At 73.1% G+C, this 22,959-nt stretch carries 20 protein-coding genes; 17 read left to right on the forward strand and 3 right to left on the reverse strand.

Going from position 1 to position 22,959, the window contains the following annotated elements:
* Positions 1–13: 13 nt before the first annotated feature.
* From ACQPY4_RS00745 to ACQPY4_RS00755, 3 genes are read right to left on the reverse strand one after another with little or no spacing between them, the layout of a single operon-like run.
* Entirely contained in the window at positions 14–796 is a 783-nt protein-coding gene (locus ACQPY4_RS00745) for a hypothetical protein (protein WP_433331269.1), read from the reverse strand.
* On the reverse strand, positions 796–1,581 hold the full coding sequence (locus tag ACQPY4_RS00750; RefSeq protein WP_433331274.1) for a sulfotransferase family protein: 786 nt from the start codon (positions 1,579–1,581) through the stop codon (positions 796–798). The genes ACQPY4_RS00745 and ACQPY4_RS00750 overlap by 1 nt, the downstream gene beginning before the upstream one ends.
* Positions 1,581–2,402, reverse strand: coding sequence for an inositol monophosphatase family protein (locus ACQPY4_RS00755; protein ID WP_433331276.1), 822 nt, complete (start codon positions 2,400–2,402; stop codon positions 1,581–1,583). The genes ACQPY4_RS00750 and ACQPY4_RS00755 overlap by 1 nt, the downstream gene beginning before the upstream one ends.
* Positions 2,403–2,655: 253 nt before the next feature.
* On the opposite strand from ACQPY4_RS00755, the gene ACQPY4_RS00760 reads away from it, so the two are divergent.
* From ACQPY4_RS00760 to ACQPY4_RS00840, 17 genes are all read left to right on the forward strand, one after another.
* Positions 2,656–4,434, forward strand: coding sequence for a fatty acyl-AMP ligase (locus ACQPY4_RS00760; protein ID WP_433331278.1), 1,779 nt, complete (start codon positions 2,656–2,658; stop codon positions 4,432–4,434).
* The gene (locus ACQPY4_RS00765) at positions 4,431–6,149 is read left to right on the forward strand and encodes an acyl-CoA dehydrogenase family protein (protein WP_433331280.1); all 1,719 of its coding nucleotides are present in this window, start codon (positions 4,431–4,433) and stop codon (positions 6,147–6,149) included. The genes ACQPY4_RS00760 and ACQPY4_RS00765 overlap by 4 nt, the downstream gene beginning before the upstream one ends.
* Complete coding sequence (locus ACQPY4_RS00770) at positions 6,146–7,897, forward strand: acyl-CoA dehydrogenase (RefSeq protein ID WP_433331282.1); 1,752 nt, start codon at positions 6,146–6,148, stop codon at positions 7,895–7,897. The genes ACQPY4_RS00765 and ACQPY4_RS00770 overlap by 4 nt, the downstream gene beginning before the upstream one ends.
* A gap of 31 nt (positions 7,898–7,928) precedes the next feature.
* Positions 7,929–8,210, forward strand: coding sequence for an acyl carrier protein (locus ACQPY4_RS00775; protein ID WP_433331284.1), 282 nt, complete (start codon positions 7,929–7,931; stop codon positions 8,208–8,210).
* Complete coding sequence (locus ACQPY4_RS00780) at positions 8,210–9,142, forward strand: ketoacyl-ACP synthase III family protein (RefSeq protein ID WP_433331286.1); 933 nt, start codon at positions 8,210–8,212, stop codon at positions 9,140–9,142. Before ACQPY4_RS00775 ends, ACQPY4_RS00780 begins: the two co-directional genes overlap by 1 nt.
* A gap of 10 nt (positions 9,143–9,152) precedes the next feature.
* Positions 9,153–10,550, forward strand: coding sequence for an ATP-grasp domain-containing protein (locus tag ACQPY4_RS00785; protein WP_433331288.1), 1,398 nt, complete (start codon positions 9,153–9,155; stop codon positions 10,548–10,550).
* On the forward strand, positions 10,540–11,835 hold the full coding sequence (locus ACQPY4_RS00790) for a type III PLP-dependent enzyme (protein WP_433331290.1): 1,296 nt from the start codon (positions 10,540–10,542) through the stop codon (positions 11,833–11,835). Before ACQPY4_RS00785 ends, ACQPY4_RS00790 begins: the two co-directional genes overlap by 11 nt.
* A 31-nt stretch (positions 11,836–11,866) precedes the next feature.
* On the forward strand, positions 11,867–12,163 hold the full coding sequence (locus ACQPY4_RS00795; protein WP_433331292.1) for an acyl carrier protein: 297 nt from the start codon (positions 11,867–11,869) through the stop codon (positions 12,161–12,163).
* 5 nt (positions 12,164–12,168) lie between these two features.
* Positions 12,169–13,047 carry a hypothetical protein gene (locus tag ACQPY4_RS00800; RefSeq protein ID WP_433331294.1) on the forward strand — a complete coding sequence of 293 codons (879 nt, stop codon included), beginning with the start codon at positions 12,169–12,171 and terminating at the stop codon, positions 13,045–13,047.
* Positions 13,044–13,730 (forward strand): hypothetical protein, encoded by a 687-nt coding sequence (locus ACQPY4_RS00805; protein WP_433331296.1) that lies wholly within the window; start codon positions 13,044–13,046, stop codon positions 13,728–13,730. Before ACQPY4_RS00800 ends, ACQPY4_RS00805 begins: the two co-directional genes overlap by 4 nt.
* Entirely contained in the window at positions 13,727–14,887 is a 1,161-nt protein-coding gene (locus ACQPY4_RS00810) for an acyl-CoA dehydrogenase family protein (RefSeq protein ID WP_433331298.1), read from the forward strand. The genes ACQPY4_RS00805 and ACQPY4_RS00810 overlap by 4 nt, the downstream gene beginning before the upstream one ends.
* Positions 14,888–14,897: 10 nt before the next feature.
* Positions 14,898–16,217: an MATE family efflux transporter gene (locus tag ACQPY4_RS00815; protein ID WP_433331300.1), complete on the forward strand. Its 1,320-nt coding sequence runs from the start codon at positions 14,898–14,900 to the stop codon at positions 16,215–16,217.
* Complete coding sequence (locus ACQPY4_RS00820) at positions 16,214–16,900, forward strand: 4'-phosphopantetheinyl transferase family protein (RefSeq protein WP_433331302.1); 687 nt, start codon at positions 16,214–16,216, stop codon at positions 16,898–16,900. Before ACQPY4_RS00815 ends, ACQPY4_RS00820 begins: the two co-directional genes overlap by 4 nt.
* A 211-nt stretch (positions 16,901–17,111) precedes the next feature.
* Positions 17,112–18,206, forward strand: a complete 1,095-nt coding sequence (locus ACQPY4_RS00825; protein WP_433331304.1) for a DegT/DnrJ/EryC1/StrS family aminotransferase — start codon at positions 17,112–17,114, stop codon at positions 18,204–18,206.
* A gap of 4 nt (positions 18,207–18,210) precedes the next feature.
* Positions 18,211–19,332, forward strand: coding sequence for an inositol-3-phosphate synthase (locus ACQPY4_RS00830; RefSeq protein WP_433331306.1), 1,122 nt, complete (start codon positions 18,211–18,213; stop codon positions 19,330–19,332).
* 131 nt (positions 19,333–19,463) lie between these two features.
* Positions 19,464–20,933, forward strand: a complete 1,470-nt coding sequence (locus ACQPY4_RS00835; protein WP_433331308.1) for an arylsulfotransferase family protein — start codon at positions 19,464–19,466, stop codon at positions 20,931–20,933.
* A 28-nt stretch (positions 20,934–20,961) separates the two neighbouring features.
* The gene (locus ACQPY4_RS00840) at positions 20,962–22,947 is read left to right on the forward strand and encodes a carbamoyltransferase family protein (RefSeq protein WP_433331310.1); all 1,986 of its coding nucleotides are present in this window, start codon (positions 20,962–20,964) and stop codon (positions 22,945–22,947) included.
* Positions 22,948–22,959 lie beyond the last annotated feature (12 nt).

The raw sequence follows: 22,959 nt of genomic DNA on the forward strand, positions 1-22,959 counted from the left end.
CCACGGTGCCCGGTCAGTGCGCCAGGGCGCGGCCGAACTCGGCGGTGCCCGCGTAGGGACGGGGCGCGCGGAGCCGGGGGTCGCAGTCCAGGGACACGTCGCGGACGGCCGCGCCGTACAGCGGGGCGAGCCCGTCGCGGGCCGCGAGGCCGTCGGCGACGTCGACCAGGTTGAACCAGGTGCGGGCGCGAGGCCGCGCGAGCGGCGGTGCCGGGACGGGCAGCGCGGGCTCGGCGCGCAGCGCCAGCGGCGAGGCGAGGGTGATCAATGTCTCCACCGCGCTCCCGTCCGCGAGCGCGTCCACCGCCGGGACGGAGCCGAGCCCGAAGCCGATCACCGCGCGGGTGTCCGGCGTGATCGCCGCGCGCACCCGGGCCGTGGCCGCGCGGGCCGCCCGGTCGGCGGTCAGGTACGACGTCATCTCCCGCGCCGCCCGGAGCAGCTCGTCATGGGGCAGGCCGACGAAGTATCGGGACCGGCCGAGGGCGGTCAGCATCGCCTCCGCCGACCGGACGGTCGCGACGGGCGAGCCGCCGCCCGGCCCGTGCGCCGGGTCGTCGAAGCTCGCCGTCCGCCACCAGCGGGCGATGACCGACTCCTCCCACGCGGTCGGCGCCGGTGCGGGCCCGGTCGCGGCGGGGCCGTCCAGGTCGACGAGATCGACGTCGAGGTCGGCCGGGACCCGCGCGCCGGCCAGCGCCAGGCCGTCCAGCGTCGAGGTCACCCACTCCAGCCGCAGGGACGCCGGGTCGCGGCGCGGACCGCCGGTCGCGTGGACGATGAGGATGGGCGGCACTAGGACCTCCAGGGATCGGCGAGCGGCGAGGACGAGCCGCGCGGCGCGTCGGCCGACAGGCTGTAGCCGTAGGTGTTGACGGCGGACTCCAGCGCGTCGAGACCCTCGCCGAGCCCGCCGCCCGAGGCGAGCGCCCGCCACCGCGCGAAGTAGTCGCGGTTGACCTTCGGGTCGACGCGGCCGGCGTCGAACGCGTCGGGCAGCCCGAGGAACTCGGCGATCTCGGCCATGGTCGCGGCGGGACGGGCCATGAGGTTCTCGTAGCGGACGGTCATGCAGTGCTCCAGGCGCAGCGTGTCCTGGAGCGCGATCTCGTGCGCGTGGATCCAGTGCTCCACCAGCCGCCGGGGCGTGAGGGCCGGGGCCCACTTGAGCGTGCTCAGCGTGACCGGGACCGGATGCCGCATCATCAGGATGAACCGGGAGTTCGGGAAGACCTCCTGGAGGAACCGGAACCGCAGCAGGTTGGGCGGTGACTTCTCCAGCAGGACGGGCCGCGACAGGTCCCAGTAGCGCTCCCACTGCTCGCGCAGCCTGCGCGCGGGCTCGGGCGCGGCGAACGGGGACGTCTCGGTCATGTGCGCCTCGGGGGTGAACGCGAAGCGCCCGGGGCCGCCGTGGTGCTCGTCGATCGGGCACACCGTCTGGAGGTGCTGGCCCTCGTCCTCGGGCGCCCCCGTATTCCGGAATCCGCTGATCTGCGGGTGGTCGGCCATCAGCGACGCCAGCAGGGTGGTGCCGCTGCGGTGCAGGCCCCCGACGAACGCCATCGTGTGCTGGTCCATCAGCCGTGCCCTTCTGCTTCGTGGTGGGCCGCCTCCAGCGCGCGGGCGACGCGCTCGCCGAGCGCGGCGGCCTCGGACGTCCAGGCGGCGAACCCGCCGGGGCGGTCGGCGCTGGGTTCGGGAACCCCGGCGAAGCCGCCCCCGGAGGCGGCGACCAGGGCGCTGCCCGCCGCGGTGTCCCAGACGAAGGCGTCGGCGCCCGCGGCGACGTCCGCGCGGCCGCAGGCGACATACGCCAGCGCCAGCGCGGACGAGCCGATCCTGCGGACGTCCGCCGCCTGGATCAGCGACGCGAACAGCGCCAGCTCCGACGGATCGGGGGCGACGCCGGGACGGGGAACGTCGGTCAGCGCCAGCGGCACCGCGTGCCGGGGGCGGCCCGCCGGGACGGGACGGCCGTTGAGCCGCAGGCCGTCCGGGGTGCCGGTGAACGACTCGTCGCGGACGGGGTCGTACACGCAGCCGCCGGCCGTCCCGTCGGGCAGCCGCACCCCGATGGACACGCAGAACAGCGGGACGCCGCGGGCGAAGTTGGCGGTGCCGTCGATCGGGTCGACGATCCAGCGGACTCCGTCCGGGTCGCCCTCCCTTCCGTCGCCGCTCTCCTCGCCGATCACGGTGGAACCGGGCCAGGCGTCGGTCAGCGCGGCGCGGATCACCGCCTCGGCCCGGGCGTCGGCGGCGGTGACGACGTCGTGGGCGTGGGTGCCGGGTTTGGGCACGGCGGCCACGCCGTCGTGGAAGCGCTCGGCGAGCGGCCGCCCGGCCAGGACGGCGGCCTCGGCGGCGGACTCCACCAGACGTGCGATGTCGGCCCTCATGGCTCGACACGCTAACCGCCGGGCCGGGTGCTCCCAGAGTGCTCTTTCGGGCAGGGCATCGGGCCGCCCCCGTTCGTCCACCGCGAGAAACACGGTGTTCTCGCAGGTCGGGATGGTCGGTGCCGATACGGCCGTGCCCGTTCAGGCGGGCGTTCGTGCAGATCCATGGCGCGCTCCTTTGTGGCTTATGAGCCCCGGCGCCGATCCGCGACGCTCGATTACCAACCGTCCCGCCGATGGAGGCTGACACTGCATGCCCGAGTACAAGAGCTTCGTCGAACTCATGTGTGCGAGGGCGGCCGAGCACGGTGACAGGACCGCCCTCATCTTCAGCGCGGATCCGCTCCGCGCCCCGTCCGAGCAGGCCGACCCCACCCTGACCTACGCCGACCTGGACCGCGCCGCGCGCCGTATCGCCGCGCTGTTGCAGGCCCGTTTCGCCGCCGGAGACCGGCTCCTGGTGCTGCACCCCTCCGGGCCGGGGTTCGCGCGGACCTTCCTGGGCTGCGTCTACGCCGGGATGATCCCGGTGCCCGCCCCCTCGCCCGACGGCTACCAGCGCCAGGCCGACCGCCTGGCCGCGGTCGCCCGGGACTCCGCGGCGGTCGGCGCCCTCGCCGACGCCGCCGACCTGGACGTGCTGAAGGCGTGGGCCAAGGAGCAGAACCTGACCGGGCTGGACTGCCTCGCCCCCGACCTGCCGGAGGAGGAGCTGCCCGCGCCCGGCGCGTGGCGCCCGCCTCCCGTCGACCCGCACGCGCTGGTCTTCCTCCAGTACACCTCCGGCTCGACCAGCGAGCCCAAGGGCGTGATGGTCGACCACGCCAACCTGCTGGCCAACGCCCACATCCTCGCGGCGGTCACCGGCATGACCGGCGACCGCGCCGTGGGCGGCTGGCTGCCGATGCACCACGACTTCGGGCTGATCGGGCTGCTGCTGTCGCCGCTGATCCTGGGCGGGCGCAGCGTGCTGATGCCGCCCATGGCCTTCGTCAAGCGGCCGCACGCCTGGCTGGCCCTGATCGACCGGTACGGCATCGACTACTCGCCCGCCCCCAACTTCGCCTACGACCTGTGCGTCCAGCGGGTCACCGACGAGCAGCTGGCGGACCTGGACCTGTCCCGCTGGCGGTGCGCGGTCAACGGCGCCGAGCCCGTCCTGGCGGCCACGGTCGAGGCGTTCACCCGGCGGTTCGCCGCGGCCGGGCTGCGGCCCGAGGCGATGCTCCCGGGCTACGGCATGGCCGAGGCGACCCTGGTCATCTCGGGCAACGGCACCGGCAGGACCGCGGTGATCACCGAGGTGGACGCCGCCGGGTTCGGCCGGGGCGAGCTGCGCCCGCCCGTGCCGGGTGCCCCCACGCACCGGATCGTCGGCTCCGGCCGCGCCGAGCGGATCGACGTGCGCATCGTCGACACCGAGTCCGGTCTGGTGCTCCCCGACGGCCGCGTCGGCGAGATCTGGGTGCGCGGGCCGAACATCGCGCGCGGCTACTGGGGACGGCCCGAGGAGACCAGGCGCACGTTCGACGCCGTCACCTCCGACGGGGAGCGCGGCTTCCTGCGCACCGGCGACCTGGGCATCCTGCACGACCGCGAGATCTACGTCACCGGACGCACCAAGGAACTGATCATCGTCCGGGGCCGCAACCTGTACCCCCAGGACCTGGAGGCGGCCACGCGCGGCGCCCACCCGGCCCTGGACCGCGGGGTCGGCGCGGCCTTCTCGGTCGGCGTCCCCGAAGAGGAGGTCGTGATCGTCCGCGAGATCCGGACCGGGCGGCGCGAGCCGGCCGAGCTCGCGCGGATCGCGGCGAGCGTCCGCGACCGCCTGAACCGGGACGTGGGCGTCGCCGTCCACGGCGTCGTGCTCGTCCGGCCCGGCACCGTCGCGCGGACCACCAGCGGCAAGATCCAGCGCACGCTCGTCCGCCGGCAGTTCCTGGACGGCGAGCTGCCCGTCCTGCACGCCGAGCTGTCCCCGGCCGTGCGCGCGCTTCTCGACACCGCGGCGAGGAGTGACGCGTCATGACGACGACCGCACCGCCGATCGACACGCACCGAGTAGACCTTGGGCAGTTCGACCGCGTGCTCGGCGACCCCGGCGAGGACGGGACGCTGATGTCCTTCGCCCGCTGCGCCGAGCTCGACCGCCGCGAGGAGTTCCCCGCCGACATCTGCCGCGAGCTCGACCTGATGGGGCTGCCGAGGCTGTACGTCCCGGCCGCGTTCGGCGGCGCGCTGACCCGCTACGACGACCTCATCGGGGCGCTGCGGTCGGTCGCGCGCCGCGACCTGTCGGTGGCGATCGGGCACGCCAAGACCTTCCTCGGCGGCATCTGCGTGTGGCTCGCCGGAAGCGAGGAGCAGGCGCGCGGCCTGGCCGCCGACATCATCGCGGGCGCCCCGGTGTCGTGGGGCCTGACCGAGCGCGGACACGGCAGCGACCTGCTGGCCGGGGAGATGGCCGCCACGCCGGAGCCGGACGGCGGCTACCGCGTCCAGGGCGAGAAGTGGCTGATCAACAACGCCACCCGCAGCCCGCTGCTCTGCCTGCTCGTGCGCACCCGCCCCGAGGGCGGGCCGCGCGGGTTCAGCCTGCTGCTGGCCGACAAGCGCGACCTGCCCGAAGGCCGCTGGCGCACGCTGCCCAAGGTCCCCACGCACGGCATCCGCGGCGCCGATATCAGCGGGTTCGCCCTGGACGACTGCCCCGTCCCCGCCCGCGCGCTGGTCGGCGAGGAGGGCGCCGGGCTGGAGACCGTCCTCAAAGCGCTCCAGATCACCCGGACGATCTGCGCGGCGCTGTCGCTGGGCGCGGCCGACCAGGCGGTGCGGCTCGCGCGGGACTTCGCCGGGCAGCGCGAGCTGTACGGCCGCAAGCTGATCGAGCTCCCGCATGTGCGGCGCACGCTCGGGGAGTCGTACGCGGCGCTGTACGCCTGCGAGACCGTGACCGCGTTCGCCGCGCGCGCCGTCCACACCCTGCCCGAGGAGATGAGCGTGATCTCCGCGGTGGCCAAGTCGTACGTGCCGACCCGCGCCGACGAGCTGATCACCGCGTGCGGCGAGCTGCTCGGCGCCCGCGCGTTCCTCACCGAGGTGCACGAGCACGGCGCGTTCCAGAAGCTCGAACGCGACCACCGGGTGGTCGGGATCTTCGACGGCAGCACGTTCGTCAACCAGCACGCCCTGATCAACCACTTCCCGGTGCTGGCCCGCGGCCATCACGAGGCCACGGGCAACGAGGACGCCGTCGGGCGTGCCGCCGATCTGGCCGCCCCGCTGCCCGAGGCCCGGCTCGACCGGCTGAGCCTGCTGGCCCGCGGCGGCTCCAGCCTCACCCAGGGCCTGCGCGTCGCGACCGGCGAGCTGCGCGCCCTGGCGGGCCGGACCGAAGGGCTCTGCCGGGTGGCCGAGCTGGCCGAGGAGCTCAACAACCGCTGCGACCGGCTGCACGGCGAGCTGGCGCTGAGCCCGCCCGCCTCCCAGTACGTCCAGCCGGAGGCGTTCGCGCTGGCGCGCCGCTACGAGCAGTGCTTCGCGGGCGCCGCCGCGCTGCGGGCGTGGCTGCTCAACCGCGAGCCGGACGACGACGGGCTGTGGCTGGAGGCCGTGCTCACCCACGTGCTGCGGGCGCTGCGCCCGGCGGGCCGGCCGACCAGCGGCGAGGTCTTCGACCGGCTCTTCGACGCCATCGAGGGCGGCTCGGCGCCCGCCTTCCCGAACGCGGCCGGTGCCCGATGATCGACCACACAGCGGAGATCGACGACGTGCTGATCGACAAGCCCGAGACCGACGCGCTCACCGCCTCGCTCGACGACCTGGAACGCCGTCTCGGCGACCCCTGGGATCCCGGGAACCCCACCGGCCACGCCGCCGTGCTCGCGGCCGACGAGGCGGGCGAGATGTTCGCCGAGGGCGAGCGGGTGCTGGACGAGTTCGCGCTGAACGCCGAGTTCGTCCCGCGCGAGCTGGGCGGGCGGCTGACCCGGCTCGACCACCTCATCGAGGTGATGCGGGCGGTCTACCGGCGCGACCCGTGCCTGGGGCTCGGTTACGGCGCCAGCAGCCTGATCTCCGCGGTCAACGTGTGGGCGACCGGCGACGAGCGGCAGCGCCGGCGGATGGCCGACATCCTGCTCTCGGGCGGCCGGTCGGTCTCGGTCTACCACGAGCTGGCCCACGGCAACGACTTCGCGCGCGCCGAGTTCTCCGCCATGCCGGGGGCGGACGGGCGCCTGCGCCTGAACGGCCACAAGGAAGTGATCACCAACGCGCGGCGGTCCCAGGCCATGGTGCTGTTCGCGCGCACCTCGGACGAGCCGGGCAGCCGCAGCCACTCGCAGCTGTTCGTCGAGAAGGCCGACCTTCCCGCCGGGTCGTTCCGGGACCTGCCGCGCTTCCCCAGCGCGGGCATGCGCGGGGTGCAGCTCGGCGGGCTGGAGTTCACCGACTGCCCGGTGCCCGACGGCGCGATGCTCGGCGCCCCCGGGCTCGGGATGGAGACGGCGCTGCGCTCCTTCCAGATCACGCGCACCGCGCTGCCCGCGATGAGCGCGGGGATTCTGGAGACCGGACTGGCGGCGACCGCGCGGTTCGCCGACGAGCGCGTCCTGTACGGGCGGCCGCTGGCCGGGATGCCGCACATCCGCTCCATCCTGGCCGGGGCGTTCACCGACCTGCTGATCTGCGACTCGCTGGCCACGGTGACCGCGCGCTCGATGCACCTGCTGCCCGGCGAGACCAGCCTGTACGCCTCGACGGCCAAGTACTTCGTCGCGACGCTGCTGATGGACGCGATGTCCAGCCTGTCGCGGGTGCTCGGCGCGCAGTTCTACATCCGCGACGGCGAGTACGGGATCTTCCAGAAGCACCTGCGCGACCTGGCGCCCTCGGGCTTCGGGCACAGCGCCCGCGTCGCCTGCCTGGCCACGGTGCTGCCGCAGCTGCCCCGGCTGGCCCGCAAGGCCTGGCCGGACGACCGGCAGCCGCCGCCCGGGGTGTTCCGCCTGGGCGGTGACCTGCCGCCGCTTCCGTTCGAGCGGCTCTCGATCGGGTCGGGCGGCCACGACAGCCTGAGCGCCTCGCTCGCGGCGGCGCTGGACGCCGCCGAGCTCGGCGGCGAGCTGCGCCGGCTGGTCCTGGTGATCGCCGCCGAACTGGCCGACCTCCAGCGCGAGTGCGCCGCCCTGGAACCGCGGGACCTCACCGTCACCGCCAGGCCGGAGGCGCTGCGCCTCGCGGCGAGGTACGCCGCGGTCCTGGCGGCGACCGCCTGCGTCAACATCTGGCTCCACAACCGTGACCGAGGAGATCCGTTCCTCGGCGACCCCCTGTGGGCCGTCGCGGCGCTGAGCCGCATCGCCGAATGGGTGGGCCGCGACCCCGGCCAGGGTTCGCGGCACCGCACCGAACGGCTGTCCGCCGAGGTGCTCTCCCGGCACCGCGGACGTCGCGGGTTCGGACTGTCGAACCGGCGCCTGCCCGGATAGCGCGTCTGCCAGTGAACACAAGGAGAATGCCATGAACAGCCCCGAATCGGCCCCGCCGGACACCGACCTGCGGAGCTGGCTGCGCGAGAAGGTCGCCCACTACGCGCAGCGCGACGCCGCCGAGATCGACACCTCGGCCGCCCTGACCACCTACGGGCTCGACTCGGTCTACGCGCTGATCCTGTGCGGCGACATCGAGGACCGCCTGGGGCTGGTGCTGGAGCCGACGGTCGCCTGGGACCACCCCACGATCGAGGCGCTGGCGCGGCACCTGGAGGAGACCCTCGCCCGCACCCCGTCGGGGGACGCCTGATGACCTCGCTGGAGGCGGTGGCGACCTACCTGCCGTCCGGGCGGGTGCCCATCACCGAACTGGGCCGGGAACTGGGCCTCGACCCGGCCGAGATCAAGGTCTACAAGCGCTTCTACGGGCTCTCGGAGATCTGCCGCGACCCCGAAGGGACGCCGACCGACCTGCTGCTGGCCGCCGCGAGCAAGCTGGACGCGCTGCGCGGGCGCGAGGACCAGGTGCGCTACGTCGTCCAGGCCAGGACGATGCCGATCGTCGTCCCGCACCCGGTCAACCCGGTGCACGAGGTGCGCGACGCGCTCGGGCTCGGGCACGCCACGGCGTTCGCGCTGACCCACCACGCCTGCGCCTCCGGGCTGCTGGCCGTGGACCTGTGCGGCAAGCTGCTGGCCGCCGACGGCGACCCCGACGCGCTGGCGCTCGTCCTGACCGGCGAGAAGACGTTCACGCCCGCCGCGCAGACGGTGCCGGGCACGGCCATGAACGGCGAGGGCGCGGCGGCCGTGCTCGTGAGCACCCGCGACGACCGCGACCGGATGCTCGGCTACGCGGCCCGCACCCACGGCCGCTTCTACGAGTGCCTGTCGCTGACCGACGCCCTGTTCGCCGAGTTCCAGCAGGTCTACACCGAGGCGCTGGCCGAGGTGATGGTGGCGGCGGCCCGGAAGGCGGGCATCGCCCTGGACGACCTCACGCTGGTCTTCCCGCACAACGTCAACCGCGTGTCGTGGGTGCGTCTCACCCGGCACCTGGACCTGCCGCTGGAGCGGGTGTTCCTGGACAACGTCCCGGTCACCGGGCACTGCTTCTGCGCGGACCCCTTCATCAACTACCAGACGGCGCTCGAACTCGGCCGGCTGCGTCCGGGGGACCGCTACATGCTCGTCACGGTCGGGCTCGGCTCGACCTTCTCGGCCATGGTCTTCGAGCACTGAGGGGGAGGGCATGAGCACCACGTTCCGCGGTTTCAACGAACGGCTGAAGGCGGCGGTCGCCGGAGACACCGGCGCCGAGCTGGTCTTCGTCGGCAACTTCGAGGTCGAGGACCGGTGGGCGGTCGGGGAACCAGGGCTGCCCAAGCTGGCCTTCGGGTCGGGCAACGTCATCGTCAACCGCATGGACGAGTTCGCCGTGCTGCTGGCGGGCAAGGGCGACCACGTCGTGCTGAAGGCCGCGCCCGACGCCGACTACCTGCGGCACCTGGAGGAGCTCGGGTTCGATCTGCCGGGGATGCTCGTGGTCGAGCGGCAGGACCCGGGCCGCATCGTCACCGAGGACGCCCTGGACGACTCCCGGGTGCTGCGCGAGCTGCGCCTGCTGGGTTCGCGCGGCGCCGCGGTCAGCGCGCACGGGATCTCCGATCTGGAGGAGCTGCTGTCCGAGCGGGCCGGCATCGCGCTGGCCGCGCCGTCCGCCGCGGTCTGCAAGGCGGTCAACAGCAAGATCTACAGCCGGCGGCTGGCCGACGAGCTCGGGATCCGGCAGGCCCGCGGCTGGACCTGCGCCGACCTCGCCGAGGTGGACCAGGCGTTCGCCGCCGCGCGCGAGCTGCTCGCGGCCGGGCAGGTCGTGGTGGTCAAGGACGCCTTCGGCGTCTCGGGCAAGGGCATCGAGGTGGTGCGGGACGAGCGCCGTCTCGACCGGCTGCACCGGATGATCACCAACCGGGCGCGGAAGGCCGGGGACGAGCGGGCCGGGCTGGTCGTGGAGGAGTGGGTGGCCAAGGTCGCCGACCTCAACTACCAGTTCACCGTGGCCCGCGACGGCGGCGTGCGCTTCGACTTCGTCAAGGAGGCGATCACCGAGAACGGCGTCCACAAGGGCCACCGGATTCCCGCCGGGCTCGACGAGCGGCAGGTGGCCGAGCTGCGGGACGTCTCGCGGCGCCTGGGCGCGTGCCTGGCCGCCGACGGCTACTACGGGGTGGTCGGCGTGGACGCGATGGTCGACCCCGACGGCGGCCTCTACCCGGTCGTCGAGATCAACGCGCGCAACAACATGTCGACCTACCAGGCGGCGATCCAGGAGGCGTTCATCGGCGCCGACCGGACGGCCCTGGTCCGCCAGTACCCGGTGCGGCTCGGGCGGCGGCTGCCGTTCGCCGGGCTCCGCGACGCCCTGGGCGACCTGCTGTTCGACCCCGCGCGCGGCGGCGGCCTGCTGGTCAACAACTACGCCACGGTCAACGCGGCCGCGCCGGACGATCCCGAGCCGGGGACGGCGTTCGACGGCCGCCTGTACGGGGTGGTCGTCGCCGACTCGGCCGACCGCACGGCGGCACTGGATGACGAGGTCGGCCGCGTGCTGGCCGCCCTCGCGGAGAGGACCAAGGATGACGCGTGAGTTCCAGGTTCAGGGCACGCCGGTGTCGGAGCTGGCCCGGGAGTTCGGCACTCCCATGTTCGTCTACGACGGCGCCGCGCTGCGGGACCGGTTCTTCGGGCTGCGCGACCGGCTCGACCCCGCCATGGAGATCTTCTTCTCCCTGAAGGCCAACCCCAACGTCTCGATCTGCTCGCTGCTGCGCTCGTTCGGCGCGCGGGCGGAGGTGTCCTCGCTGGTGGAGCTGATGACCGCGCGCCGCGCGGGCCATCCGCCGGAGAACGTGATCTTCCTCGGCCCGGGCAAGAGCCGCCAGGAGCTGGCGGCCTGCCTGGACGAGGGGATCTACGCGATCGTCTGCGAGTCGCTGCCCGAGCTGGCGCTGGTGGACGAGCTGGCCCGCAGCCGGGGGGTGCGGGCGCCGGTGGCGCTGCGCGTCAACCCGAGCTTCGCGGTCAAGCGGTCGGGGCTGGCGATGGGCGGCAAGCCGCGCCAGTTCGGCATCGACGAGACCGAGCTGTTCGCCCAGACCGACCTGGTGGAGCGCTACCCCGGGCTCGACCTGATGGGCGTGCAGGTCTACATGGGCACCCGCATCCTCAGCGAGGACGTCGTGGTGGAGAACACCGGGCGCATCTTCGACCTGGCCGAGCGGCTGTCGGCCACGCTGGGCTTCGGCCTGCGCATGGTCGATGTCGGCGGCGGCCTGGGCGTCGCCTACTTCGACGGCGAGTCCGACCTGGACGCCGGTGTGCTGACCGAGCGCCTCAACCCGGTCGTTGGGGACTTCAGGGCCCGGCACCCCGAGACCCGGCTGATCATGGAGCTGGGCCGCTATCTGACCGCGGAGGCCGGCACGTACGTCGTGGCCGTCCGCTACGTCAAGGACTCGATGGGCGAGCGCTTCGCGGTCGCCGACGGCGGCACCCACCACCACATGGCCGCCGTGGGCATCGGCTCGTTCGTCAAGCGCAACTTCCCGATGACGGTGCTCAACCGGCTCGACGAGCCCGCGACCGAGGAGTGGAACGTCACCGGCCCGCTCTGCACGCCCAACGACACGCTGGGCAAGAAGGTCGCGCTGCCGTCCGTCCGGCCGGGCGACCTGATCGGCGTGCACCGGTCGGGGGCGTACGGGCCGACCGCCTCGCCGGTGCTGTTCCTCAGCCACGGCTACCCGGCCGAGGTGCTGGTCCACGAGGGCCGCCCGCATCTGGTCCGCGAACGCGACGTCCCCGAGGACCTCCTGCTGCGGCAGCGCCTCGTCGACCCGGCCGCGCTCGGCGCCGCCGACGTGTCCCCCTGAACCGCGACAACCACGAGAGGTGAACGTTTCGATGGAGAACACCACCCTGAACACCGGCGCCGCCGACCTGCACGGCCGGGCGGTCGCCACGATCGTCGGCTCGCTGGCCGAGTCGACCCAGCTGGACGCCGCCACCATCGGCGAGAACAGCCGCCTGTTCGACGAGCTCGGCCTGGACTCCACGACCGTCCTCGGGCTGCTGATGGCCATCGAGGAGGAGCTGGACATCGAGTTCGACACCGACACGCTGGAGCAGCGCCACTTCGAGACCGTCGGGACGCTGGCCACGTTCGTCAAGGAGCAGGCCGACGAGCAGGCGGGGGCCTGACCGGGATGTACCTCGCCACCTCACCCCGCCCGGCCGGTGCCCCGGCGCCGGCCGGGCGGGCGCCGCTGCGCCTGTCCCGCGTGGTGAGCCGGACGTTCGCGACCGGCAGGCCGTTCCTGCCCGACCCGGTGGAGCCGGGCCTGGCCAGGATGCAGGCCGACCTCGCGCGGCCCTACTCGCTGGACTTCGTCGCCGAGCTGTTCGAGCACGGCGTCCGCAACACCTTCACCGAGATGACCGAGGAGCTGCTGGCCGAGCTCCTGCCCATGGACCCGCCCGACCTGGTGCTGGTGGCCAACACCGTGCCGGACGCCGATCCGCGGCGCTCGCCCTCGTGCTACCTGGCCGAGGCGGTGCCCGGCGACCCGTTGTCGTTCAACCTGTCCGACCAGGGTGTCGCCGCCGGATTCACCGCGCTGCGGCTGGTCGCCGAGTACGGCCGCGCCGACGCCTTCGGGCGGGCCCTGGTCGTGCTGCTCGACCAGCGGACCTTCCTGTACGACACGACCGGCGCCGACCACGTGCCGCTGCACGACAGCGTGGTGGGCCTGGTCTTCGGCCCCGAGGGCGACGCGGGCGAACCCGTGACGCGCCAGCTCACCGAGGTGGCGCCGGAGGCGGTCGGCGAGGCGCTGGCCGCGCTGCTCGCCGGGCCCCCGGCGACCGTCATCGCGGGCCCGGGGATCGACCCCGGCGCGCTGGGGCCGGGACACGACGTCCGGCCGGTGCCCGAGGGACGCCCCTGCACCGGCCCCTGGTCGGCGCTCGGCGACGCGCTGCCCGGCCTCCGGGAGGACGGGGCGCGCCGCGTGGCCGTCGCCGACTACGACAGCACCCTGCGTTACCTGTGCGTCAGCACCATGGACCTCGAGGAGGGCGCATGACCAGCCCGACCGCCGTCGCCGCCGAATGGGCCCGCTACCGGCGCGCGGGCCGCCGCGAAGGCGTCGTGCCCGCGCTGACCCTGCTGTGCGAGAGCGCCGGCGCGCTGCCCTGCGGCCCCGCCGGACACGCGGTGGTGCCCGGCGACCTGGTCGGCACCTTCGGCTCGGCCTGGGCGGCCGGGCGGATCGCGCCGCGCTCGGCCGGGCTCGAAACCGTCCTGGAGACGCTGCCGGTGGAGGGCGGCACCGTCGTCGCCGTCAAGAACGCGGCCGAGCCCCCGGCCGGGGCCGGCCCGGCGCCGGTGGAGGCCTGGGCGCTCGGGCTGACCTGGCTCCGCCTCGGCCTGTCCGAGCGGATCTTCGACGCCGCGTTCGCCTATCTGAACGGGCGCACCGTCGGCGACGCCAAGCTGCTCCAGCAGCAGATGATCAAGGGCGATGTCGCCGAGGTGCTCATCGAGCACCTGGAGATCGAGACCCTGCTGGACGGCGCCGTCCCGGGCGAGCTCGGCCACAACACCCTGGCCGACCTGAACACCCAGATCACCCGCGCCGACCGGATGGGGCTGCGCCTGCTGGGCGCGTCCAGCTTCCTCCAGGACGGCCCCGGCCAGGTGGCCCGGGTCTCCGAGCTGCTCGCCGACGCCTACATCGGTCCCGCCCACGACGGGGAGTCGACATGATCGAGTTGGACGACAGGATGCGCGCGATCCAGCGGTGCGCGCGCGACTGGGCACAGGAGCTCAAGCCGCTGGCCCTGGAGCTCGACCGGGACCCCGATGCGATCTACCGCCACCTGGACGTGGCGGCCGTGTCGTACCTGACCCGGATGCCGATCCCGCCGGAGTACAACGACGACCCCGTGGTGGTCGACGGCCACCGCTTCTACGGCACCGGAACCCTGGAGCGGGTCGTGTTCGTGGAGGAGACCGCCGTCGGCGACGCGGCCATGCTGCTGTCGGCGCCGGGCCCGGTGATGTCGGGCGTGCTGGTCGACGCGCTCGGCGACGAGCAGCAGAAGAAGTGGTTCTTCGGCCGCATCCTGGAGAAGCCCACCTGGACCTTCTTCGCGCTGACCGAACCCGACCGGGGGTCCGACGCGGGGGCGATGCAGACCACGCTCACCCCTGACGGCAACGGCGACTTCGTGCTCAACGGCGCCAAGCGCTACATCGGCAACGCGGCCCGCGCCGATCTCGGCGTCGTCTTCGCGCGGACCCGTCCGGGCCCGCTCGGCGTGACCGCGGTCCTGGCCGAGACGGCCTCGCCCGGCTTCAGGGCCGAGCCGCTGGACTCCATCGGCCTGCGCGGCCTGCGCATCACGGCCGTGACGATGGACGACGTGCCGGTCCCGGCCGACCAGGTGCTCGGGCGGCACCTCAAGCCCACCCAGCGCGGCATGTGGAGCGCCGTCCAGGGGCTCAACCGGCTGCGTCCCGGTGTCGCCGCGTTCGGCCTGGGCATAGCGCGGGCCGCCTACGAGTACGTGCTGGCCAACCGGACCGCGCTCACCGCGAGCGAGCGGCTCGGGCTCGACCGGCTCGGCCTTCGCCTTGAGGGCGTCCGGCAGCTCATCTGGCGGTCGTCCATCGCGGTGGACGCGGGCGACAAGGCCGCGGGCTACCTGGCGTCGGCGGCCAAGGCGCGCGCGTCGCGGGTCGCCGAGGAGGCGACGCTGGAGGCGCTCGGCTTCTTCGGCCCCGGCGCCCGGCTCGAGCACCCCCTGCTGGACAAGCTCGCCCGGGACGCCCGCGCCGTGGAGTTCATGGAGGGCACCGGCAACATCCACAAGCTCAACCTGTTCACCGGGCTGATGCAGGGAAGATTCGCCCGTGATTGACGCCGGCCCCGTGACAGCGGGGCCGGCACCCGGGGACCGGGAACTGCGGAGCTCGATCGTCCGGCTGGCCCGCCCGATGACCCTGGGCGGCGTCGTCGGCGTCTTCGTGCCGATCACCGTGCTGGCCATGGTGTCCCGGATGGGCATCAACGACCTGTCCATCCGGGCCCTCTACATGCCGATGGCCTTCCTCTTCCTGGCGATCCAGATGGCCTTCGACGTCAGCAACCAGGCCGCGGCCGCGCTCTGCCGCGGCCGCGACCGGATCGCCGAGATCCCGGCCATGGCGCTCAGCATGGCCGGGATCTGGGCCGTCACGGGGCTGGCGCTGAGCGCCGTCCTCCTGGGCGCCGCGCCGCTCCTGGCCGATCTCCTCCAGGTGGAGCCCGGCGTCAGGGGCGGCTTCGTGTCGTTCCTGCGCTGGATGAGCGTGGCCAACATCGCGCTGCTCGGACCGGTGCTGTCGGCCTCCAGCCTGCGCGGCGTCGGACGGGCCGGGGCCGCGGCCTCGATCACCCTGTCCAACGCGGCGATCGAGATCGGCGGGGTGGCCGCGCTCGGCTACGGCACCCCGCTCGGCGTGATGGCGGTGCCCGTGGCGACGGTCGCCGCGGGCGTCTCGGGCACCGTGCTCGGGCTTTTCCACCTGCGCCGCGCGGGCGTGTGGGCGCCGGTCGGGTGGCGTCCCGAGGCCGCCCGGCGGCTGCTGTCGGTGGGCGTTCCCGTCGGCGTCTCCTACGTTCTGATCTTCGCGACCAACCTGGCCCTGCTCTGGGTGCTGGGCCCGTTCGGGCCCAAGGTGCGCAACGGGTTCTCCACCGCCGCCACCGTCCAGAGCCTGGTCATCATCCCGGCGATCGCGCTCGGCTCGGCCACGGCGATCGTCATGAACCAGCAGCGCGGCGCCGGACGGCAGGCGTGGCTGGCGGCGACGATGCGCGCGGGCCTGCGCGTCGCCGCGCTGGTGTACGTCGTGTTGGCGCTGGTCGCCTGGCTCGGGCGCGACCTGATCGGACTGCTGATGGCGGGCGACTCGCGCACCGCCGACGAGACCGGCCGGTACCTGGTCGTGGTCGGGCTCACCTACGTGTCGTTCGGGCTGGTGCTGATGTCCCTCACCGCGATCGAGCAGATCGGCGGCGGGCCGCTGGTGATCGCGCTCAACACCGTCTACTCGGCCGGGGTCATCGGGATCGGCGGCTGGCTGGCCCGCGCCTGGGACGATCCCGGCGCCCTCTACTGGACGATCGCGGTCTGCAACGTCGGCGGCGTGCTGGCCGTGCTGGCCGCGGCGCGGTTCGTCCGGCGGCTGAGCCGGGCCGAACCATGAGCCGGGGCCCGGCGGTGGACGTCTGGACGCTCTCCCTGGACGCCCCGCCGGCCACGCTGGCGGCGCTGGCGGAGACCCTTTCCCCCGCCGAGCGCGAGCGCGCCGCCCGCTGCCGATTCGACGACGATCGGCGGCGATTCGTCATGGCGCGCGGTGGCCTGCGGCGGATTCTGGGCCGTTATCTCGGAGTTTCCCCCGAAGAGCTGGACTGGCAACGAGGACGCCATGGAAAACCCGGGCTCGCGGGCGGGCGCGATCTGCGGTTCAACCTTTCCCATTCGGGTGGGCTCGCGCTCGTCGCGGTGACCAGGCACGGCGAGGTCGGTGTCGATGTCGACCGGCCGAGGCCGGGCCTGCCGATCGAGCCCTTCGCCGCCCGGTTCTTTCCCCCGGCCGAGGCCGGGCTCGTCCGGGCGGCCGGTCCCGCCGAGAGGGCCGAGCGGTTCCTGCGGCTCTGGACGCGCAAGGAAGCCGTGGTCAAGGCGGCGGGAGGCCGCCTGGTCCAAGGGCTTCGGGTGCCGGTGACCGCCGGGGCCACCGTCCGCGATCCACGCGGCGAGCTCGGGGGCGACTGGTCCTTCCGCGACGTCCCGGTGCCGTCCGGATACGTGGCCGCCGTCGCCGTCGAGGGCGCGCTGGCTCCTCGCGTCTCGGTCAGGCATGCCCATCTGGGTAGCGCGTAAGCGCGACCACTCAGGGGTTATCACCGGGATGACGTCCCAGCAGACTTGTGCATTGTCGGGCCTTTTCGAAAAATGCCCGGCCCGCGCCCGCAAGGCGCGGCGATGGCCAATTCGGTAAGGAGGTCGTCATATCAGGTTCAGTGGTTCGCCGTAACTCGGCAACGACGAGAAACAGCCCATCGGATTTCCTGACCGGCCCGAGGGGAGCAAGGTGACCGTGCTCCAGCTTGACCACAGGCGCTGGCCGACCGAGCCCAGTGTGCGGGAGATGGCCCTCATCACCGAGGCCGCCGGTTCCCGCGCCTGGACCGACGGACCCTGGACCGAAGAGGTCGAGCGCCGGATGGAGGACCTGACCGGCGCCCCGTACGCGGTGGCCTTCAACAGCTGTACCTCCGCACTGCACGCGGCGCTGCACGCCATGGGCGCCGTCGCGGGGACCAGCGTGGCGGTTCCCGCCCTGACCTTCGCCGGCACCGTCACCGGCGCCCGGCACATCGGCGTGGACCTGCGGTTCCGCGACGTGCGTCCGGACACCCTGACGCTCGATCCGGACGCCGCGCGCGGCGCCGACCTGGTCATCGCCGTCGACCTGCACGGGGTCCCGCACGGCCTGGACCGCGCGGCGGTGCTGACCGACGCCTGCCAGGCGCTCGGGACGCGGGTGAACGGCCGCCACGTCGGTTCCGTCGGGACCCACGCCTGGTCGTTCTCCTCGGCGAAGATGGTGACCGCTCCGGATGGCGGCGCGGTGACCACCACCGATTCGGCGCTGGCCGATCACCTGCGCGAGCTGCGCGACTACGGCGTCCCGGCGGGACGCAGCCGCTCGAACGCGGGCGTGGTGTGGCCGGGCGGGCACAACTGGCGGCCCTCCGAGCTGTCCATGGCGATGGTGGCGCATCGGCTGGAGAGCCTGGACCGCTGGGTCGCACGGTCCCGCGAGGTGACCGAACGCGTCCACAAGACGATGGACCAGCTGGGCCTCTGGCGCCAGCACGCCCCCGAAGGGGCGGAGCCCGGGTGGCACAAGGTGCGGTTCGGGGCCCGTGACTGGGACCCCGAGCGCGCCGATCGGATGGAGAAGACGCTGGCCGGCCTGGGTGTTCCCACCCACCGCTGGGGCGCGTTGCCTCTGCACGACCACCCGGCATTCCAGACATCGGATCGACCCGCGCTTCCCTCGGCGGAACGCGCGGCAGCGGGGACCCTGTGCCTGGGAACCGAGGCCAGTCCCCCCATGACCTGGGACGACGACGAGATCGAACAGGTCTGCACCCTCATGGAAACGATCGCAGAAGGCTGATGACATGAATACACCCCAGATTCGGGTCGGCATCATCGGGATCGGGAACTGCGCGCGGGCCCTGATCGAGGGCACGGCCTTCTACCGGGCCAACCCCGAGGTCACCTCGGGACTGATGTTCCCGCGGGTGGGCCCCTACGACGCGGGCTCGCTGGAGCCCGTCGCCGCGTGGGACGTCGACACCGAGAAGGTCGGCAAGGACCTGTGGTCGGCGCGCACCGCCGGCCAGAACCTCGACGTCGGCATCCCGCAGGGCGACCTGCTGCCGGTCGGCTCCGACATCGAGGTGCTGCGCGCCCCGACGCTGGACGGCGCCGGCGTGCGGTACCAGGAGCGGATCGGCCTGGCCACCGAGCTGTCCGACCAGGGCGCCGAGGAGATCATCGAGCAGATCAGGGCCGCCAGGGTCGACGTCCTGCTCAACTACCTGCCGGTCGGCTCGCAGGCGGCGACCGAGTGGTGGGCCGCGGCGGCGCTCAGGGCCGGGACGGCGTTCGTCAACAACATCCCGGCGTTCATCGCCTCCAACGACGAGTGGCGCGAGCGGTTCCGCGCCGCGGGGCTGCCGCTGATCGGCGACGACATCAAGTCGCAGCTCGGCGCCACCTACCTGCACCGCGCGCTGGTGCGCGCGTTCTCCGACCGGGGCATCACCCTGGAGCGGACGTACCAGCTCAACGTCGGCGGCAACATGGACTTCTACAACATGCTGGAGCGGGACCGCCTGGCCTCCAAGCGCAAGTCCAAGACCTCCGCGGTGACCGACGCCTACGACGGCGAACTGGACGACGACAGCGTGCACATCGGCCCCTCCGACTACGTGAAGTTCCTCGGCGACACCAAGAAGGCCTTCATCCGCTGCGAGGGCCAGGGCTTCGGCGGCGCGCCGATCGACATGGAGGTGCAGCTCACCGTCCCCGACTCGCCCAACTCCGCGGGCGTGGTCATCGACGCGGCCCGCATCGCCAAGCTGGCGATGGACCGCGGCGACGTCGCGGTGGACGAGTGGGTGTCGGCGTGGCTGTTCAAGGCGCCGCCGCGCGCCGTCGCCCAGGAGTCGGACTCGGTCGCCAAGGACCGCCTCAACCAGTGGATCTCCGACAGCGGACGGACCGTCCCGGCCTGACCGCCCGGTCTGAGCGGGCCGGGCTGAGCGGCCCGGGCCGGACACGTCCGCTCCGTGTCCGGCCCGGCCCCGGCCCCCCGCCAAGCAGCTCCCGTTCTCGGGCGGCCCGGACTCCTGGAGGAAGTAGAACCGTGATCTCTGTAAACCCGCGACGGCCCGCCGTCGTGCTGAGCGGGCTGGGAACGGTGCTGGTGCTCGGCGCCGCCTCGGCCATGGCCGCCCTGCCCGACGGGGCCCGGCGGACCGCCGTGCCGAGCGCGGCGGCCGCGCCGGACACCGGGACGCCTCGGTTCACGGTGGTCGCCAGCCGCCCCGGGAAGGCGAGCGGCCTCATCTTCGCGACCCCGCAGTCGCCGAAGACCCCGGCGGCGGCGCACGGCCCCCAGATCCTGGACGACAAGGGCCGTCCGGTGTGGTTCAAGCGGCTTCCCACCGGCGAGTACGCCACCGACCTGCGCGTCCAGCGCTACCGGGGCAAGCCCGTGCTGACCTGGTGGCAGGGGTCGGCGACCAACACCGGGATCGGCAAGGGCGTCGGCTACATCGCCGACTCGAGCTACCGGGTCATCGCCACCGTGAAGCCCGAGGGCGACCACGCGCCCGACCTCCACGAATTCGAGCTGACGCCCAGGGGCACCGCGCTGGTCACCAGCTACCGCACCGTCCCCTACGACCTGACGCCGGTGGGCGGGCCCAGGGACGGCCAGGTCGTCGACAGCGTCGTCGAGGAGATCGACGTGGCCACCGGCCGCCGCGTGCTGCGGTGGAGCAGCCTGGCCCACGTCCCGATCACCCAGAGCGACGTCCCGGTGGCGCTGGCCAAGGGCGGGCCGTTCGACTACTTCCACGTCAACTCGGCGGGCCTGGACACCGACGGCAACCTGCTGATCTCGGGCCGGACCACCTCCACCGTCTACAAGGTGCACCGCACGACCGGGAAGATCATCTGGCGGCTGGGCGGACGGCACAGCACGTTCCGGCTCGGCGTCGGCGTCCGCTTCAACTGGCAGCACGACGCCAAGGCCGACGGCCGCGACACCTACCGGATCTTCGACAACGGCAGCGTCGCGGGCGCCCCCGGCTGGGAGTCGCGGGTCGTGCGGGTGCGGATCGACCCCGAGCGCCGCACCACCGAGTTCGTCCGGCAGGACGTGCACGACGCCCGTCCCTCGGTAGAGAACGAGGGCGGCGCCCAGGCACTCCCGGGCGGGGGCACCTTCGTCAGCTGGGGCTCCAGCTCCAGGATCTCGGAGTTCTCCCGGTCGGGACGGCTGGTGTGGGACGCCACCCTGCCCGCCGGGTGGAGCAGCTACCGCGCCTACCGCGCCGAGTGGAACGGCAGCCCGGCCGAGGCGCCGACCGCGTCGGTCGCCGCCGACGGGACCGTCCACGCCATCTGGAACGGCGCCACGGCCGCCGCCCGCTGGCGCGTGCTCGGCGGTGACTCGCCCGAGGCGCTCAAGCCGGTCGGTGAGGCGCCGTGGAACGGGTTCGACACGGCCGTCCGGCCGTCCTCGATGCCCCGCCTGGTCAAGGTCGAGGCCCTCGACCGGACGGGCCGGAGCATCGGCACCTCGGCGGTCGTGCCCACCGGCCGCTGACCCACGCCACCCTGGAAGGGGAACCACGATGTACGTGCTGGGCATCAACTGTTTCTTCTCGCGGCCCAACGAGGACTTCGTCCCCGGGCTGCCGGAGTATTTCTTCCACGACTCCTCGGCCGTCCTGCTCCGGGACGGCCGGGTGGTCGCCGCGGTGGAGCAGGAACGGCTCAGCCGCATCAAGCACACCAACCGCTTCCCCGGGGACGCGATCCGCGCCTGCCTGGACCGGGCCGGAATCTCCATCGGCGACGTCGACAAGATCGCGTTCTTCTTCGCGGAGGAATGGGTCGACAAGGTGCTGTTCCAGCTCTACACCCAGCACCCCGGCGTCGAGGTCAAGTGGACCCGGCGGCTCATCGCCGAGCGCGTCCGCGAGCTGTTCGACCACGACCTGCCGGACGAGGTGATGGAGTTCGTCCCGCACCACGAGTCGCACGCCTACTCCACCTACCCCCAGTCGGGCTACGACGACGCCCTGGTCATGGTGATGGACGGCCAGGGCGAGGGCGTCTCGACGTCCTTCTACAGCGCCACCGGCGACCAGGTCGAGCTGCTGGGGTCCAAGGGCATCGACCGCTCCATCGGTCACCTCTACACCGCCGGCACCGAGATCATCGGGTACCGGCTGTTCGACGAGTACAAGGTGATGGGCCTGGCGCCCTACGGCGATCCCGACGCCTACGCGTCGATGTTCGACGACCTTTACCAGCTGCGCCCCGACGGCCATTTCGACATGGACCACACCCGGCTCAAGCTCCTGGCGCTGCGGGCCGGGATCGTCCCGCGCCGCAAGGGCGAGGAGATGACCCAGCGGCACATGGACTTCGCCGCCGCGCTCCAGCGGGCCACCGAGCGGCTGGCCACCCACATGATCGAGCACTGGCGGTGGAAGACCGGCCACCGGCGCCTGGCCATCGCGGGCGGGGTCGGCCAGAACTGCACGCTCAACGGCAAGCTGCTGTCCGGCTGGTCGTTCGCGGACGTGTTCGTCCATCCGGCGTCCCACGACGCGGGCGCGGCCCTCGGCGCGGCGCTCAAGGTCCACAGGGAGCACGCGGGAAGCCTGCCGCGCGAGCGGGTCAGGGACGTGTTCTGGGGCCCGCCGCTCCCCGCCGAGTCCGAGGCGGAGCGGCTGCTGGCCGCGTGGGACGGGTTCCTCACCGTCCGCCGCTCGGACCGGGTCGAGGAGGAGGCCGCCGGTCTGCTGGCCGACGGCAGGGTCATCGGCTGGATGCAGGGACGCTCGGAGTTCGGCCCCCGCGCGCTGGGCAACCGCAGCATCCTGGCCGACCCCCGGCCGATGGAGAACCACCGCCGGGTCAACCTGATGGTGAAGAACCGCGAGTCCTACCGGCCCTTCGCCCCTTCGGTGCAGGCCGAGCGGCTGCGCGACTACTTCGAGTTCCCCTCGGACGTGCCCGCTCCCGACTTCATGGTGTTCACCGTTCCGGTCCGCGAGGAGAAGCGGGACGAGCTGGCCGCCATCACCCATGTGGACGGCAGCGCCCGGGTGCACGCGGTCGACCGCGCGGTCAACGAGCGGTACTGGCTGCTGCTGGAGGCGTTCGAGAAGCGCACCGGCGTCCCGGTCGTGCTCAACACCTCCTTCAACAACCACGCCGAGCCGATCGTGGACTCGGTCCAGGACGGCATCCGCTGCTTCCTGACGACCAGGCTCGACCATCTGGTGATCGGCGACCTGGTCGTGTCCAAGACCGAGCCGCGTCCCGAGCAGCTGCTCCGGCTGGTGCTCGCGCTGCCCGGGTACGCGGTCCTGGAGAAGACCGTCACGGCCGACGGCGCCGAGACGGGACGGCTGACCCACAACCACGCTACGGCCAAGTCGGCGCCGATCAGCGAGACGACCTTCGAGATCCTGCGCAAGGCCAACGGGACCTCGACGCTCGCCGAGCTCGGCCTCGACATCACCACGTCCGCGGGCCTGGACACGCTTCGGGAGCTGGAGCGCCTCTGGGCCGACCGTCTCCTGGACCTGGCCCCCGCCCACTAGAGAGCACGAGCC

Source organism: Spirillospora sp. CA-294931, assembly GCF_050946795.1.
Lineage (GTDB): Bacteria > Actinomycetota > Actinomycetes > Streptosporangiales > Streptosporangiaceae > Spirillospora.